General features: G+C 34.3%; 15 protein-coding genes. 8 read left to right on the top strand and 7 right to left on the bottom strand.

The window, feature by feature from the left end; all coding sequences use genetic code 11:
- Nucleotide 1 precedes the first annotated feature (1 nt).
- A complete protein-coding gene (locus KW850_RS27185) occupies nucleotides 2–493 on the top strand; it encodes a hypothetical protein (RefSeq protein WP_218350853.1) in 492 nt (163 codons plus the stop codon).
- Between the two features lie 13 nt (nucleotides 494–506).
- The gene (locus KW850_RS27190) at nucleotides 507–1,349 is read left to right on the top strand and encodes a conjugal transfer protein TrbL family protein (protein ID WP_218350854.1); all 843 of its coding nucleotides are present in this window, start codon (nucleotides 507–509) and stop codon (nucleotides 1,347–1,349) included.
- Between the two features lie 96 nt (nucleotides 1,350–1,445).
- On the opposite strand, the gene KW850_RS27195 is transcribed toward KW850_RS27190, so the two are convergent.
- The 7 genes from KW850_RS27195 to KW850_RS27220 form a co-directional block, all read right to left on the bottom strand.
- The gene (locus KW850_RS27195; RefSeq protein WP_088090622.1) at nucleotides 1,446–1,640 is read right to left on the bottom strand and encodes an IDEAL domain-containing protein; all 195 of its coding nucleotides are present in this window, start codon (nucleotides 1,638–1,640) and stop codon (nucleotides 1,446–1,448) included.
- 309 nt (nucleotides 1,641–1,949) lie between these two features.
- Nucleotides 1,950–2,897, bottom strand: coding sequence for a DNA-directed RNA polymerase subunit alpha (locus KW850_RS27200; RefSeq protein WP_218350855.1), 948 nt, complete (start codon nucleotides 2,895–2,897; stop codon nucleotides 1,950–1,952).
- A 1,545-nt stretch (nucleotides 2,898–4,442) separates the two neighbouring features.
- Complete coding sequence (locus KW850_RS33575; RefSeq protein ID WP_256358481.1) at nucleotides 4,443–4,718, bottom strand: DUF4368 domain-containing protein; 276 nt, start codon at nucleotides 4,716–4,718, stop codon at nucleotides 4,443–4,445.
- Nucleotides 4,719–4,763: 45 nt separating this feature from the next.
- Nucleotides 4,764–5,999 carry a recombinase family protein gene (locus KW850_RS27205; protein WP_256358482.1) on the bottom strand — a complete coding sequence of 412 codons (1,236 nt, stop codon included), beginning with the start codon at nucleotides 5,997–5,999 and terminating at the stop codon, nucleotides 4,764–4,766.
- A complete protein-coding gene (locus tag KW850_RS27210) occupies nucleotides 5,996–6,157 on the bottom strand; it encodes a hypothetical protein (RefSeq protein WP_218350856.1) in 162 nt (53 codons plus the stop codon). The genes KW850_RS27205 and KW850_RS27210 overlap by 4 nt, the downstream gene beginning before the upstream one ends.
- A 381-nt stretch (nucleotides 6,158–6,538) precedes the next feature.
- Entirely contained in the window at nucleotides 6,539–6,889 is a 351-nt protein-coding gene (locus KW850_RS27215) for a helix-turn-helix domain-containing protein (protein WP_218350857.1), read from the bottom strand.
- A 483-nt stretch (nucleotides 6,890–7,372) separates the two neighbouring features.
- Nucleotides 7,373–8,539 (bottom strand): CdaR family transcriptional regulator, encoded by a 1,167-nt coding sequence (locus KW850_RS27220; RefSeq protein ID WP_218350858.1) that lies wholly within the window; start codon nucleotides 8,537–8,539, stop codon nucleotides 7,373–7,375.
- A gap of 172 nt (nucleotides 8,540–8,711) precedes the next feature.
- Between KW850_RS27220 and KW850_RS27225 the strand changes: the two genes are divergently transcribed.
- From KW850_RS27225 to KW850_RS27245, 6 genes are all read left to right on the top strand, one after another.
- Nucleotides 8,712–9,839: a glycerate kinase gene (locus KW850_RS27225; RefSeq protein ID WP_218350859.1), complete on the top strand. Its 1,128-nt coding sequence runs from the start codon at nucleotides 8,712–8,714 to the stop codon at nucleotides 9,837–9,839.
- Nucleotides 9,840–9,888: 49 nt separating this feature from the next.
- Nucleotides 9,889–10,755 (top strand): carbon-nitrogen hydrolase family protein, encoded by an 867-nt coding sequence (locus KW850_RS27230; RefSeq protein ID WP_218350860.1) that lies wholly within the window; start codon nucleotides 9,889–9,891, stop codon nucleotides 10,753–10,755.
- Between the two features lie 50 nt (nucleotides 10,756–10,805).
- Nucleotides 10,806–12,278 carry a purine-cytosine permease family protein gene (locus KW850_RS27235; RefSeq protein WP_218350861.1) on the top strand — a complete coding sequence of 491 codons (1,473 nt, stop codon included), beginning with the start codon at nucleotides 10,806–10,808 and terminating at the stop codon, nucleotides 12,276–12,278.
- Between the two features lie 157 nt (nucleotides 12,279–12,435).
- Nucleotides 12,436–12,570 carry a hypothetical protein gene (locus KW850_RS33580; RefSeq protein WP_256358483.1) on the top strand — a complete coding sequence of 45 codons (135 nt, stop codon included), beginning with the start codon at nucleotides 12,436–12,438 and terminating at the stop codon, nucleotides 12,568–12,570.
- 26 nt (nucleotides 12,571–12,596) lie between these two features.
- Entirely contained in the window at nucleotides 12,597–12,716 is a 120-nt protein-coding gene (locus tag KW850_RS34370) for a YjcQ family protein (protein WP_218350864.1), read from the top strand.
- Between the two features lie 300 nt (nucleotides 12,717–13,016).
- Nucleotides 13,017–13,685, top strand: coding sequence for a hypothetical protein (locus tag KW850_RS27245; RefSeq protein WP_218350862.1), 669 nt, complete (start codon nucleotides 13,017–13,019; stop codon nucleotides 13,683–13,685).
- Nucleotides 13,686–14,261 lie beyond the last annotated feature (576 nt).

Here is a 14,261-nt window from a genome sequence, read left to right on the forward strand (position 1 = left end):
ATTGAAAAAAACAGCAATGCTTATATTTGTATTAATGGTATGTACACTTCTTACTGCTTGTAATGGCAGAGGAAATCAATTTGATCCTAAGGTTGAGCAAGAAAAAGCTACAAAGGTAATGAATAGAGTTTTAACTTCCTTTAATGATGAAGAAAAGTTAGCTGAAGCAAAAACACGTGATGAAGCAAATCAAATTGCATGGGAGAAAATTAAAGAAAAAAATGCTAAGGCAATCTCTAAGGATCTAAGCGAAGAAGATCAAAAACTACTATTATATATATTAACTGTCAACAAAGCAGAAGACCTACCGAACGGGGAAACTAAATCCAACTTACTATTTAGTCAAGGTGCAAAAATTAAAAGTGTCAGTTTAAATCAAACTGAAAAAAAGTTCATTTTTGATATGGAACGTTACGAGATAGATCATAAATTAATCACCCTAGAAAAGCAGGAAGATGTTTGGAAAATTGTAAAAGTTGAAGACCCTAAATAAGAGGTGAGTAAACTTGTTTAATTTTAAAGAAAAAATTGTTGAGGCTATCCAAGGGATGTTGGAAGACTTCATTGAATGGGCTCTTCTAATGTGTAATGATTTGTTATTAAAACAAAATCCTGAAATTCAGTTCTTTACTGCAGTCAATAATTTCTTGCTTGCCTTAACCTCCACAATAGCTGTAACCATTATTTTATATAAGATTATAGAGGTTATGTCTAGGAATGCTGCCGGAGATGCCGTTTCATACGGACCTGTTATAGTAAATACCTTAAAAAGCGCCTTACTGATCCCTGCAATGCCTTTTATTCAAAAGATCTTGTTAGAACAAGTCGCTTATAATATGGGAAACTGGATGATAGGAGAAGGAAGTAAGGTTAGCAAGGAAAAAATCAATGATATGTTTGATCCAAATAACTTTGACACACTCCATTTTCAAGGTGCAGCACTTCTTATCTTACTAGCGGTATTTGCAGTTGCATTCATAGCATTCTTGTTCTCAGTTGCTGTATTCCATGCAGACATCATGTTCCTATATTTACTATCTCCCTTGGCTTGTGTATCAGTGATTGCTGATGATAATGAATACTTGGGTGTCTGGTGGCGCGAATTATTAAGTCAGATTGTAACAATTATAGCAAAAATCTTTTTATTTGTTGTAGCTCTAAGTATTTTAATCAATGAAAATATAACGTTTCTCAATTTTCTTTTACTCATGGGATGTTGTATTCTCCTTATTAAGAGTCCGTCAGTACTAAGGAACATGTGGTATTCAACGGGTTCTGGAAGAGGAATGATGGGGGCAATGGGTGGTACAACAAAACTGGTAGCTAGGAGATTTCTATTAAAAAGGTAAAGAAAAGGCGACACCGAGTCCAATAATAGTTCAACAAGCAGTATAAAAGGATCTTCGACTGGAAGATCCTTTTAAGAACGATTACATAAAACAATTTTAAGAAACTTTCTTTAATTCCTCTGTTAATCGTAGGAATTCTGCTTTATTTTTGTCTCGTAAGGACAGGTCGATTTTCTTTTGAATTTTCTCTTTTCGGAAATCACGCAGGGCTTTGTCTAACACCATTTCAGCAAATAGAGAATCCATGACATTTACTTCAGGTTGTGGTGAATTAAGCAAGTTCTTTTCCATAAGAAATCAACTCCTTGACCTTTTTTCTATTATACTAATAATTTTCTGATTATTCAAATATTTGAAATTGGTAATTTGAGAGAGCAACAAAATGAAACATACTTTATCTGCATATTTGGTTACGAATCAATTCATGAGAAAGGAGGAAAACATAATTGCACTGTCCATGCAGTAATTAGGTATTCATAATTAATTATCACCTACTTACTACATTTAAAATCATTCATAACTACCGCCCATTAGTACTTTCTTCGAGATACCGGTGAACTTTTGCTTCAGGGGAAATCACAAGGAAAATAATGATGGATTTTAATCATCTTTGCGTACGATTATATCCAAACTTTCTAATTTATCTATGATCTCTTTTAGAGACTTTTGTCCTAAATTACGTAATTTTCTTATATCTTCTTCGGACTTATTAGCTAAGTCATGAATTGTATTAATCCCATTGCGTTTTAGACTGTTGAAAGAGCGAACAGAAAGGTCTAAATCCTCAATAGTCAGGTTAAGCAATTCTTTTTCTTTTGATACATCTTCCCTTTCCATCATAATTTGGTTATCTTGTGATTCAGGATTAAGTCCTACTAAAATAGAAAGCTGGTCATTAAACATTTTTGCACTTTCAGAAATGGCTTCGCTGGGTCCTAAACTCCCATCTGTCCAAAGTTCCAAAGATAACCTTTCAAAACTAGCCAATTGACCGACACGAGTGTTTTCAACCAAATAACTGGCGCGTGAAACCGGTGTATAGATTGAATCGATTGGTATGACTCCTACTTGAAGGTCTTCACGTTTGTTTTGCTCTGCAGGAACATAACCACGTCCACGTTTTGCAGTTAGGCGCATTCTAAAATGAACATTTTCTCCAAGTGTAGCAAGATGTAAGTCGGGATTTAAGATCTCTACATCACTATCATGAGAAATATCAGCAGCTGTTATTGTACCGTTTCTATGTACATCAATCATCAATTCTTTCTCATCGTCAGAGAAAATATTCAAAGATAATTTTTTTATGTTCAAAATGATGGTTGCTACATCTTCTTCTATCCCTTCAATAGTTGAATATTCATTCTGTACCCCATCTATTTGTATGGAAGTGACAGCGGCACCGGGGAGTGAAGATAAAAGGATACGACGTAATGTGTTGCCAAGTGTCGTTCCAAATCCTCGCATGAGAGGTTGAACGACAAACTTTCCATAATTGTTATCCTTGCTAATCATAACCTTTTCAATTCTCGGCACTTCAATTTTTAACATCTGAATTATACACTCCTTTTAGTCATTAACTCAAAAAACAACCTATTATATTTAGTTAATATACTCCTAGTACTATAATGAATGCTAATTTTACGGGTAAAAAATGTATTAACGATTGTTTTTCCTGTTCAGCTGCAGGGAAGTTAGAGAGAGATCGCGAGTTATAAGAGTGGATGTGATGGTCGCTCTTCTTTTTATCCCTCAATACTACTCTTTGAAGTCAAGTTATCGGAAAAGCAAGTAAAAATAGTTAGATAGGGGATAAATGAGGAGTGACAAAAATTATTGCTCTTTTTTAATTATATAACACTCTGGACATTTGTAATGAACGAACATTGGTGGTTATAAACATCGTTCCTGACCAAGTACTCTGTACATGTTTTCCGATTCCTAAAATTAAAACAATTATTAAAATATAATTCAACATATATGTCAATTTTAACTTATGATAAATAATATAAGTTGTCATTTATTTCATTGATAATAATATATGATTTTTTGAACAAACTTTTCTTTTAGTAACAGGATATGCGATATGCACTTTTACTGGGAAAGAAGTCCTTTGAAAAGGGTCTCTTTACCTTGGTTTGTTACCAAATCATTTTTCATCATGCCGATTCATAGAGCATAAGTCATTCACCATAGTATGACAGAGTAACTTTAGGTACTATGGGAGGCAGCAAACTAATAACTCGAAGATTTTTATAAAAAGTTACATAAAGAGTGCATTTTCATATTTGTGTACAAGACATTAAAGATATTAGATATATATAAGAACCATCAGTTTTGTTCAAATTATTCAATGAACCCAAAGAAAAAGGCCATTCGTGGAAGCAAATGGCTTTTTAAATAAAAATTGTATATTCCTTGATTTTGTGCCAATCGCTTTGGGAGGTATATTTTTGGAGAAGAGGCACAAACATTTTATTTACTAAAATACATTGGACTCCCGTTATTGGAAGTCCACAACATGTAGTAATCTTCTTTGGAGAGCAAGAAAAAATCGCCTTTTTATTTTAGCTTCTTTTATTGTGCTAAAAAGAGGGATTAGGACTAAATAAACCACACACTATTATCTAAACTGACTTAATATAAGGCAGTTTATTAATGCCTTTTAAAATAACTGGTCGAAGTACAAATTTTTTGTTTGATTTATATTATGTCGAAGGTGTGAAAGTTTCTTGGGTTAATGCCTCAGAAATAGAAATGTTTGGCTGGCGGCCTTACGGCTAATAAAACAACGACTTCTGGGCCAAGCCTCTCAATCAATTTGTAGATTATAACAATATTTATATTGGTTAGGAGAATTTTTCGGAGATTACCATTCGGCATAATAGTCATTGTTGAATGATAAATTAGGCACGCCACTCGAATGATGATTGATCTTAATCCTTCCGTTTAAGATTCCTTGACTTTTTCCGAGGCATTTGGTTCCCAAAATGCATTCATTTTCAAATATGCTTCTATCTTCCTCTGTTCACATATTTGCTGTTAGAGCCGTTACGGTGAACCGTACCATAAGTAAATATAGGTTTCTGGTCGATTCTATTGGTTAGTTAGATTTGAGTATTTGTTTCCACACTCTACACACGTTGAATGCTGTGCGTTGATAATACGAATTGAAAAATAAGCAGATGAAGTGGAGGTCCTGTAGTGGACCTTCGCTTTTCCATCTGCTTTTATTTCAATTTTTTCGATTAAACGATGAAGTAATTCAGGAGTTAATTCTTTGAATTCTACAAATACTTCAAGCTGTTTTTTTAACTCATACAGGGAAGTTTCATCGTCCTTTGTTTGAAGATAAGTCTCTTGTTCCTGCATGTTTATTGTTAATGTATGAATTTGTTTATTAAGATTATCAATGTATTAATCATATGCTTCCTTTGAGATTACTTCATCAACCAATAGGCCAACTGCCTTTTGCTTTTTTGACTTTAGGTCTGTCATTTCTTCCTTGGCAAAGTTAATTTGTTTTTGAGACTGTATTCTTTGCTTTTGAACTTTGGCCTCAATTGCCTCCATATAAGAAGTACTATCTAATGAAGATAACAAGCCCCTAATGTCATTTAAGATTGCTAGGCATAATGTGTTTTCTCTGGTTAAATGGTTGCTACACGCCTTCGCTCCATGCTTATTATAATTACCACAGATATATCCTTTACTATTGGCTTTGAAGTGCATTCCATGTCCGCAATCCGAGCAATATAAAGTATTAGTAAATAAATGCTTTTCAGCCTGGGGACGAATTCTTTTACGATGTTCAATAAGCTGTTGAACGGTGTTAAAATCTTCTTTTGAAATTATTGCCTCATGAGTATTGGGTATGAGGATATAATCTTCGGGATTATTTTCGTTCCTAGACTTATTTGTGACACTTCTCGTTGTAGATCGTCCCTGTACTAAATCACCTGTATAATGTGGATTGGTAAGTATAACCCTAGTCGTTCCTCCATGCCATTTATCACTAGCATTTTTTTTATGAGAAATTTGGGCTGGTGTCCTGATTCCTTCGTTGTATAATCCTCTTGCAATGGCATCAAAACCTTTACCTGCAAGATATTCACGATATATTCGTCTGACGATATCTGGAGTGCTATCAGATTGGATATGAAGTTTGCCATCTTTCACTGCGTAACCATAAGGAGGATTTGATCCTTTGAACAAACCTCGTTGTGCTCTGCTTTTTAGAGCTGCTTTCACCCGGTCGCTTGTTCTTTGTGACTCCTGTTCATAAAGCCAAGCATAGATACCAAACATTTGCTCATTGCCTTCCAGAGTATTAATTGCATTATCCAGGGTTATAATATGAACTTTATTTTGTTCAGCAATATCACGAATTTCATATGATAAGCGACCATTTCGAGCTAAGCGTGACAATTCTTTTGCTAGAATGACATCGAATTTCTTAGCTTTAGCATCAGAAATAAGCTGCTGTAGCTGTTCACGTTTCTCTGTAGTACCACTTTCTACATCAATGTAGAATTCATGAATGTCCCAACCTTTATCTAGAATATATCTGTTAAATAGATCTCTTTGGTTGGTAAGAGAGGCTTTTTGCTCTTCTTTATCAGTATAAACTCTTATATAAATTGCACATCTCATGGTATATCTTTCCTTTCTACATGAGATGTAGTAGTGTTCACCTTATCTTGAGAATAGTAAATATTTACTATTCTGTCAATTTTCTCGTTGATTAGTGAATTAATAATGTCTTGAAAAGTAATATTTGTATTCTCATTAAAAATACGTTCGATTTCCATTAATGTACCCCCAATATTTTATTGAGGTCTAGACCTTCATAAATCTACAAATCTCTGATATATGTAATTAGTAAGAATTTGTAGTGATTTCAGCTGATTTCTAATTATTATTATACTTTCTATATGTGGTTTTCTACTAAAGTGCTATTAAGGGATCTGTTACCTTTATCTTAGAATAAGAGCGATATTAGTAATAAATTCGGAGGTTAATCCCACGAAAAACTACAAATACCTCGTGGATTCTCTTGGATTCTCAAAAAATCCGTCATAGGGAAAAATTTTTTAAAAAAAATTCTGGGGGGTAGGTACTTTTACTTCTTCTTCTGCTCTTTGACGTTTGGTGCCCCCCCTCCGTTAAGTTGTTTATCAACTATGGTTATATTAAAGGTCTATATTATCCAGGGCCTCAGCACCACCTTCCAAATAAGCTTTCTTCCATGAAGCTATCATAGAAGGATTTGTTAGTCCAAATTGAAGGGCTGTTTCCGTTTCTGAAGAACCTGTTCTCTCCATAAATCTTAATACATCCAGCTTGAAATGAGTAGAATAAGTTTCCTTATGTTTCTTCCTCATTAATCCTTCAGCTCCGAATTTCTCGTAAACTTTTACCCATGTTTTAATTGGGGTACTGCCTTTCATACCATATTTCTCAGCTAAAAGCCTATACCCCAATTTTCCTTCATGATACTCTCTTACTAGCATTAACTTAAATTTTTCACTATATTTACCCATAAAAAACACCCCAAACGTTAGATTTTAACTCTAACATTTGGGGTGCAGTACAAAATTGGTCCTTTTCTTTTTGAGGTACCTGATTTTAAGATTCACTTTTCCTACTATGTTTTGTTCTTCGTCCACAAATAGGAGCCATTAAAGAAAATATTAAATCAAATGATTTAATAAGTTTTAGTATTCACATTTAGCAAATAATTGCTGGGGGATGGCTTTTTTATTACTCAGGAGTGATTCAAGATTTAGCTTGATTTTTTGAAATCAGGAAGATTGACGATTCTCTCATCTTACAAGCCAATGCTCAGAATTTTAGGAGTCTGTCAAGTGCTTTCCTAGGCAGGCTCCTAGGGTTCTGAGATCCTGCAAAAAGATGAGAAGAAGAAAAGGAAGAACCAACGCCTCTTAAACCTAGGTTCCTTCATAAAAAGGAATTTGTTTTGTCAACTTTTGGGATTGTAATGCAAAGGCATAGTAACTGATTATCTATTCCGTCTTAACCTGATTTGAACGCATTTTTATAAAGAAGAGCAGAATTTTAAGTTGGACTGCATCATCAAAATTTCTTGGATTTAACCCACAAAGGTTCTTTATTTTATCAAGTCGATAGGTAACTGTATTTCGATGAATATTTAGTTGGTTTGAGGTAAGTTCAACACTTAAATTTGAATTCAAGAACATTTCAAGTGTACCCTGTAATTCTAATTCTAGTAGATTATTAGATAGAAATGGAAACTCATTTAAGTAGGTTTCTTTAATTTTTTCAGGTATGGTATCTAAGATTTTTATTATCCCCCAATCATTTATATGCATAAATTTTTTAGTATAATTTAATTTTTGTATTATTTGAAGACTATGCAAGGCTCCATAGTAACTTACTCTATACCCCATAGCTGTCTTCTCAGAGGTTCCAATACCAATCTTTAAATTTACAAATTCATGTGATAATTTTTTATATATTCTATTAGCAAGAAGATGAGTTTCTTTTAAATCGTTGTTAGAGTTGGTAGGAAATGCTAAAAATAACTTTGATTTACTAATAAGTGTAATAAAAAGAGGGTTGAAATGAACACTAATTAGCTGCAAAATACGGTCTTGTTTTTTCGATATCTTCAAATATGTATCGTTGTTTTGTGATAGATCTCCAGTATCCAATAAAAAAATTGCACATTCTTGCTTTGTATCAATCTTGAGGAAACGACTCCTTTCCTCTAAATCGGAATAATTTGTAAATTTCGGGTTTATCAGGTCAAGAGCCCATTCCTCAAGTACCTTCCTTTTATATCCTAGTTGGTTGCTTAAATAGTTTTGCTGTAGAAGAGATTCTACGGTAATTTTTACAATCCTGGCGATATTATATACCTCGTTGGGATCACCAGTTATACCTATAGTTCCGATACATTCTTGTTGGAAAAACGTGGGTAGATTTACCCCAGGTTTAGTACCATTTAATTTCCCATTTTCTGAGGGATATATCACGCGTTCAGATTTCATTTTCATGACTTCCACGGCACCCTGATGTACCTGATTTATTCTTTCTGAATCACTACTTGCTACGATTACACCTTTATTATTCATTATATTTATGTTATGACCAACGACTTTAGAGATTTGCTCAATAATTGGTTGTGCTAGTTCAGATGTTATTATCATCAAATTCAACCTTTCTTAGAAAATCTTTTTAAGTAGACCCTTGTTTAATTGCACAAAATAATCTTTTATTTTAGCAGTAATTTTCGTTAAAACGGTTAATGAATTAAGAAAAACTGTAATATATACTAAATATTATAACAATTCATAATTTAATAACAAGTGAGGGTAGAAGATGCGAATAATAATAGCTCCAGATTCATTTAAAGAATGTCTTTCAGCTAGAGAAGTAGCCCTTAGTTTAAAAAAAGGATTTGAATCTGAACTTTCTTCAGCTTTAGTCGATATTTTCCCGATGGCTGATGGTGGGGAAGGAACACTTGATGCATTAGTTTATTCGACAAAAGGAAGTAAAGTGGATTTACAAGCAACCGGTCCCTTAGGTGAAGAAACCACTTCTGGTTATGGTATTTTAGGAGATGGTCAGACTGTAGTAATTGAAGTTGCACAAATTGCTGGATTACAAATGACTTTTAAAAGGAATCCAATGATTACAACTAGCTATGGATTAGGAGAACTGATTAATCATGCGTTAAATAAGGGATTTCGCAAATTTATTATCTGCCTTGGAGGTAGCGCTACAAATGATGGCGGAATTGGTATGTTACAGGCTTTAGGAGGATTATTTCTTAATGAAAAGAATGAACATGTTTCTCCTAATGGGGGTGCTTTAGGAAGCGTTATATCCGTTAATTTGTCAAATATGAACCATTTACTTGCCGAATGTGAAATAGTGGTTGCAAGTGATGTGGAAAATGTACTGTGTGGTCCTGAAGGAGCTACTTATGTGTTTGGGCCTCAAAAAGGTGCAAATAAGCAGGATATTGTAACGTTGGACGAAGGTATGAAACACTTTGCCACCGTTTGTGAAAAAGAATTAGGTAAATCTCTACAAAGTATACCAGGTGCAGGTGCTGCGGGAGGGTTAGGTTTTGCTTTTTTAATACTTGGTGCAAAAATTCAATCTGGAGCAAAAATTGTAGCACAATCTATAAGATTGGAACAGCAAATTAAATCTGCTGATTGGGTAATTACAGGTGAGGGACAGTCGGATTATCAAACATTATATGGAAAAGTACCAATATATGTTGCTAAAATTGCAAAACAATACAAAGTTAAAACAATGTTGATTTCTGGTTCGTTGGGTAGTGGATATGAACAATTATATAATTATTTTGATAGTTGCCAATCTATTACAAAGGGTCCAATTAGTGTAGAAGATTCTATGAAGAATGCCAAAGAATTATTGTTTGATTCATCACGTGATTTAGCAAGACTAATTAAATTGATAGATTGCAAATAGTATAGTTATTAAAATCGATACAGAGCATCTCGATAAGGGAGAGATAAATATGACAATAGTTGCAATTGGACAAATTACACCAATTACTGGAGACAAAAAGAAAAACTTGGAGAAAATGAAAGATTTAACACTTGAAGCGATTGAAAATGGAGCACAGTTAGTTGTTTTCCCTGAGCTCGCTTTAACAGGGTATAACTGTGGAGATGACTTTTTTGAAGTGGCCGAACCAATTCCCGGGGATGCAACACAGTTTTTTAAGGACTTGGCAGTTTCCAATAACATTCATATTATTTGGGGTATGCCCGAAAAAAGTATTGGAGGCGTTCTTTACAATTCAGCTGCATTAGTCGGACCGAATGGATTTATTGGAAAATGGAGAAAGAATACTCTACCAGGTCATGCTACAGACCAAACCGGACCAGGAGCATTCCCAGATCGTAGGTATTTTAAAGCAGGTGAAGACTTACCTGTATATGATACCGCAATAGGAAAAATAGGGGTATTAATCTGTTATGATATCTTTTTCCCAGAACTATCACGGATGCTGACACTTAAAGGAGCGGATATTATAGTTGGAATTTCAGGTTCCCCATCCTTTGAAAAAGACATTTTTGAACCTATTGTAAAAGTAAGAGCAATGGAAAATACAATTAATTTTGTTTATACAAACTTAGTTGGTAAGGAAGGAGATACTGAGTATTGGGGAGGTGGATGTGTCGTAGGAGCAGGTGTGAAAGAGTCCAAGATACCTGGACACCCAATTCTTTGTAAGGCACCATACGAAGGTGAATGTATTACGCTAGCAGAAATCAATAATCAAAATTCACACGAGATTCGTCCATATTTTCCAGTATTACGTGACATAACAACACGAATGTACGACCAACTCGCAGACATACACCGAAAATTAACATAAGAATTCTACATTTCTATTAAGTTGAAATTAAAGTAAAGGTGGGGGAAAATATGAGTAAGTGGAAAGAGTGGTTCCAGGGGCCACAAGATATTACAAAGGCTGAAGCAATAGAAGACTATTCAGTTGGTCGAGTACCAGCTCGATATCGTTGGCCAATTCCAGCTATTATTCTAGTTCTTTTAGGCAACTCCACTGCAATGTTCTTTTTTACATATGGTGCGGAATTTGGTTATACGCTTGGTTGGCCGACCATGCTTATCCCTATTTTATATTTTTTTATTGGCGCTCTAATTATTGGTTCATGTACCATGAAAATCGCCAGTAAAGAAGGTCTATCGATGAGTTTATTAACTAGAGGGTTAGGGTTTGGATATTTAGGTTCAGCTGTAACTTCTTTAATTTATGCGGTTAACTATATCTTTTATTTCATATTTGAAGGAACGATTGTTACTCATGCTATTGCAAATTATGTAGGAATAGAAATCAATTCTGTAGGTGGCATTTTAATCTTTGCCTCATTAGGTGGAATAACGATCTGGTTTGTGTGGAAAGGGATGTCCTCCATGCAATTTCTCCAAACTTGGGGAGTTCCAATTTTTCTTATTTTATTCCTAGTGGGAATGTATCAGCTTACGGCTAATTTTGATGTTGTTGGGGTAGCCTCTTGGATGCCGAGGAATGAAGTGACAGCCACTACAATGTGGACTGCACTAAATATGGCTAACGGGCAACTTGTTTTCCAAGGATTATTAGCAACTGACTATGGTCGCTTTGCTAAACCAAACATTACTTATAAAGGAACAGCCACAATTATGGCTGGAATGCTAATTCCAATGCTTGCTGTAATTTTTCTAGGTGCGATGCTTGCTTATTCACTTCTCCCTGAACTTAAAGTTAATGGATTTACCTTGGCTTCTGATCCTGGATTTGTATTTCCTTTTATTATGGGGATAATGGGTGTTATCTTTGCAGTTGTAACTCAAATACGGATCAATGTTATGAACCTGTATTCTGGATCGTTAGCATTATCTAATACGATGGATAGTATGTTTAATTATCGTCCTGGTCGACAATGGTGGATGTTGTTGGTTTGGATATTCGGTGTAGTATTTTATGCAGTTAATGTTTTGCAATATATGAATACTTTTTTGGCTATAACCGGAATTTTGACAAACACATGGGTTTTCATAATTCTAACTGATTACTACATTTGTAGAAAGGTATTTAAATTAGCTCCATCTGATTTTGTTGAATATCGCCAAGAGTATTTACACTCTTGGAATCCAGCAGGTATTATTTCTCTGTTAGCAGCAGTAATTATTGGAGCACTGGGAGTTTTTAATGTTTATCCAATTTATTACGCTTCTTTCTTTGCAATGCTATTAGGTCCAGTATTACATGTAATCATTTCAGTTATGACAAAAGGGAAATACTATTTTTCAAAGTTTCCTGAAGATGTTGAAACTAGTTGGTCACCAGGAGGCTTTAATTCTAGTACAGAACGCAAAATAGCTGGTAAATAAGAACCTAAATGAAGAGCAGGGCTGAAAAGGCCTTGCTCTTCATCTATTATTTTCCATTGTCCTATTGGATGTTTAATCATGATTATCCATTTTACTCATCATAGGTTGAGTAATAGTATCCACTGTTTAATAGTGATCTACAAAAAGAGTATCCTTTTTGAATAAATTAAAATTAGGCTATGTTATTTTGAAAGCACTTGAAAAAGGTGATATAGAACCAAAAGCAACAGACTTTGGTATCGAAATGTCAGAGTTTAGGGATGTTGTCATGTTTTGGAAAAGGAAGGATTAATATGAGGTTCTGTAGCTGCTAAAGACATTGTATGGCTAGATAATGCAGAGGTCACAATCAAGGACTACAAATTTCTGGAGGAAAATAGCTCTTGGAGTAAGTATTACAAAACTGCACAGGAAATAAGAGATTGGGTTAAATTATAAGAATTGGAATGTTTAGAAAAAGTTTATTAAACCATTATTGTACATGGAGGGTAGCTGGTGGTATCTTGGTGGCAGACTGGTAGCAAAACAGGCGTACTTTCTTTAGAGACATTAATAGAAAAAGGCTTGTTACCTGAATACTGTTTCAACTTATCGGGTCCGTGCTTGCATTTATTAATTCATGCAATAGACCATGAACATATTAGAAGTCAATTAAGGAAATAAAATCTTTAATAAGGTATGTAGTTAGTAATGATATTGACAATTCCAAAGAAGCTTATTGATCGGGTGTGATAAGAAGTGAATTTGTGGCTAAACAGAGAGAATGCTATGCAAATATTTAATAATGAGCTTAGTGATGATTATAATTGTGTAGTAAAACTATTTGAACTCTTCGATGAAGTAATTGGCAGTTACACAGATGATACTGGAATTTTAAGGGTAACAGGATTGATAAATATGAAAATCTACACGTTATGTCATGGTATGTTAAGTTTAGCAATGGACGGTCTCGCACAGGAGTCCGGAGCTTTATTTCGACCGGCAATAGAGGCCTATGAAAAACTTGTATATCTAAGAGAGGACCCGATTAGAGTTGAGCAATTTTATGAGGGAACCTTACCTCAAGCGGGGGACATTGCTAAAAAGATTAACGGGAAGTTTAAAGAAGTACGTGCGTACTTAAATAACAACGCTTCCCACTTTAAATTCGAATATAATTCATTGAGACATCTGGTTCAGATGACAAAAGAAGGCGAGTTTATACTAAAACAACCTTCATTCACACCAAAGGTATTAAAAAAGAACGTAGGAACCTTAGCTGTATTTCTAATTTATGTGCTTTATGAAGCTATTGCAGGTTTAAAACAAAATGATATTGAAATAAATGACTTGGTAAAAAAACTTGAACCACTGTATGTACAAGTTGGTGGTTTATATGTGGAAAATGAATTATCAATCGAGAATTAAAACAAAAAACGCATAAGCTCTTATGCGGTTTTTTATTTATCCCATGATATTCCTTTCAAATACACGTTTTCCATAAGAAACATTTAGAGTTTTACCAGGGTATAATATATTAATGTCGCAAAAACCATCCCACTAAGTTCAAAACTGAGAGAGAATGTAGGTAAGTCTAATGGTTTAGAATGCAACGAGTTAAAACACCTTTGATATCAAAGGGTTTTTAAACAATCAAAATTTTTTTTTATTATATGTAAGAAGAGAAAGTAGCATTAATGGTCACATATTGGTCACGTCAAAAACGGGTTGAAGAATGTTTCTGGCAATTAACTGATGCATGTTTTGGCAGTATGTTTATAAATCTTTATGAATCATTACTTAGAGGCTAACCTGTATAAATACTAATATTTATTCATATTCGTAATAGCGAAGCTTACTGCACTAATGGAGCAGGTTTGTTGTGCGAAATGTTTCTAGCTAAAATTGAGGATGGTCACATTACTCAGGTAAAGGCTAGACAGTTCCTTACGGAACTGAAGGATTATATCGAAGAATCAAATGACGGAGTAACACCCTGAAGGG

The organism is Bacillus sp. sid0103 (assembly GCF_019219025.1).

Excerpts from the sequence above, each read along its gene's own strand:
- KW850_RS27195 (WP_088090622.1), bottom strand. The coding sequence starts at position 1,640 with ATGGAAAAGAACTTGCTTAATTCACCACAACCTGAAGTAAATGTCATG.
- KW850_RS27200 (WP_218350855.1), bottom strand. The coding sequence starts at position 2,897 with ATGTTAAAAATTGAAGTGCCGAGAATTGAAAAGGTTATGATTAGCAAG.
- KW850_RS33575 (WP_256358481.1), bottom strand. The coding sequence starts at position 4,718 with ATGCAGGAACAAGAGACTTATCTTCAAACAAAGGACGATGAAACTTCC.
- KW850_RS27205 (WP_256358482.1), bottom strand. The coding sequence starts at position 5,999 with ATGAGATGTGCAATTTATATAAGAGTTTATACTGATAAAGAAGAGCAA.
- KW850_RS27210 (WP_218350856.1), bottom strand. The coding sequence starts at position 6,157 with ATGGAAATCGAACGTATTTTTAATGAGAATACAAATATTACTTTTCAA.
- KW850_RS27215 (WP_218350857.1), bottom strand. The coding sequence starts at position 6,889 with ATGGGTAAATATAGTGAAAAATTTAAGTTAATGCTAGTAAGAGAGTAT.
- KW850_RS27220 (WP_218350858.1), bottom strand. The coding sequence starts at position 8,539 with ATGATAATAACATCTGAACTAGCACAACCAATTATTGAGCAAATCTCT.
- KW850_RS27225 (WP_218350859.1), top strand. The coding sequence starts at position 8,712 with ATGCGAATAATAATAGCTCCAGATTCATTTAAAGAATGTCTTTCAGCT.
- KW850_RS27230 (WP_218350860.1), top strand. The coding sequence starts at position 9,889 with ATGACAATAGTTGCAATTGGACAAATTACACCAATTACTGGAGACAAA.
- KW850_RS27235 (WP_218350861.1), top strand. The coding sequence starts at position 10,806 with ATGAGTAAGTGGAAAGAGTGGTTCCAGGGGCCACAAGATATTACAAAG.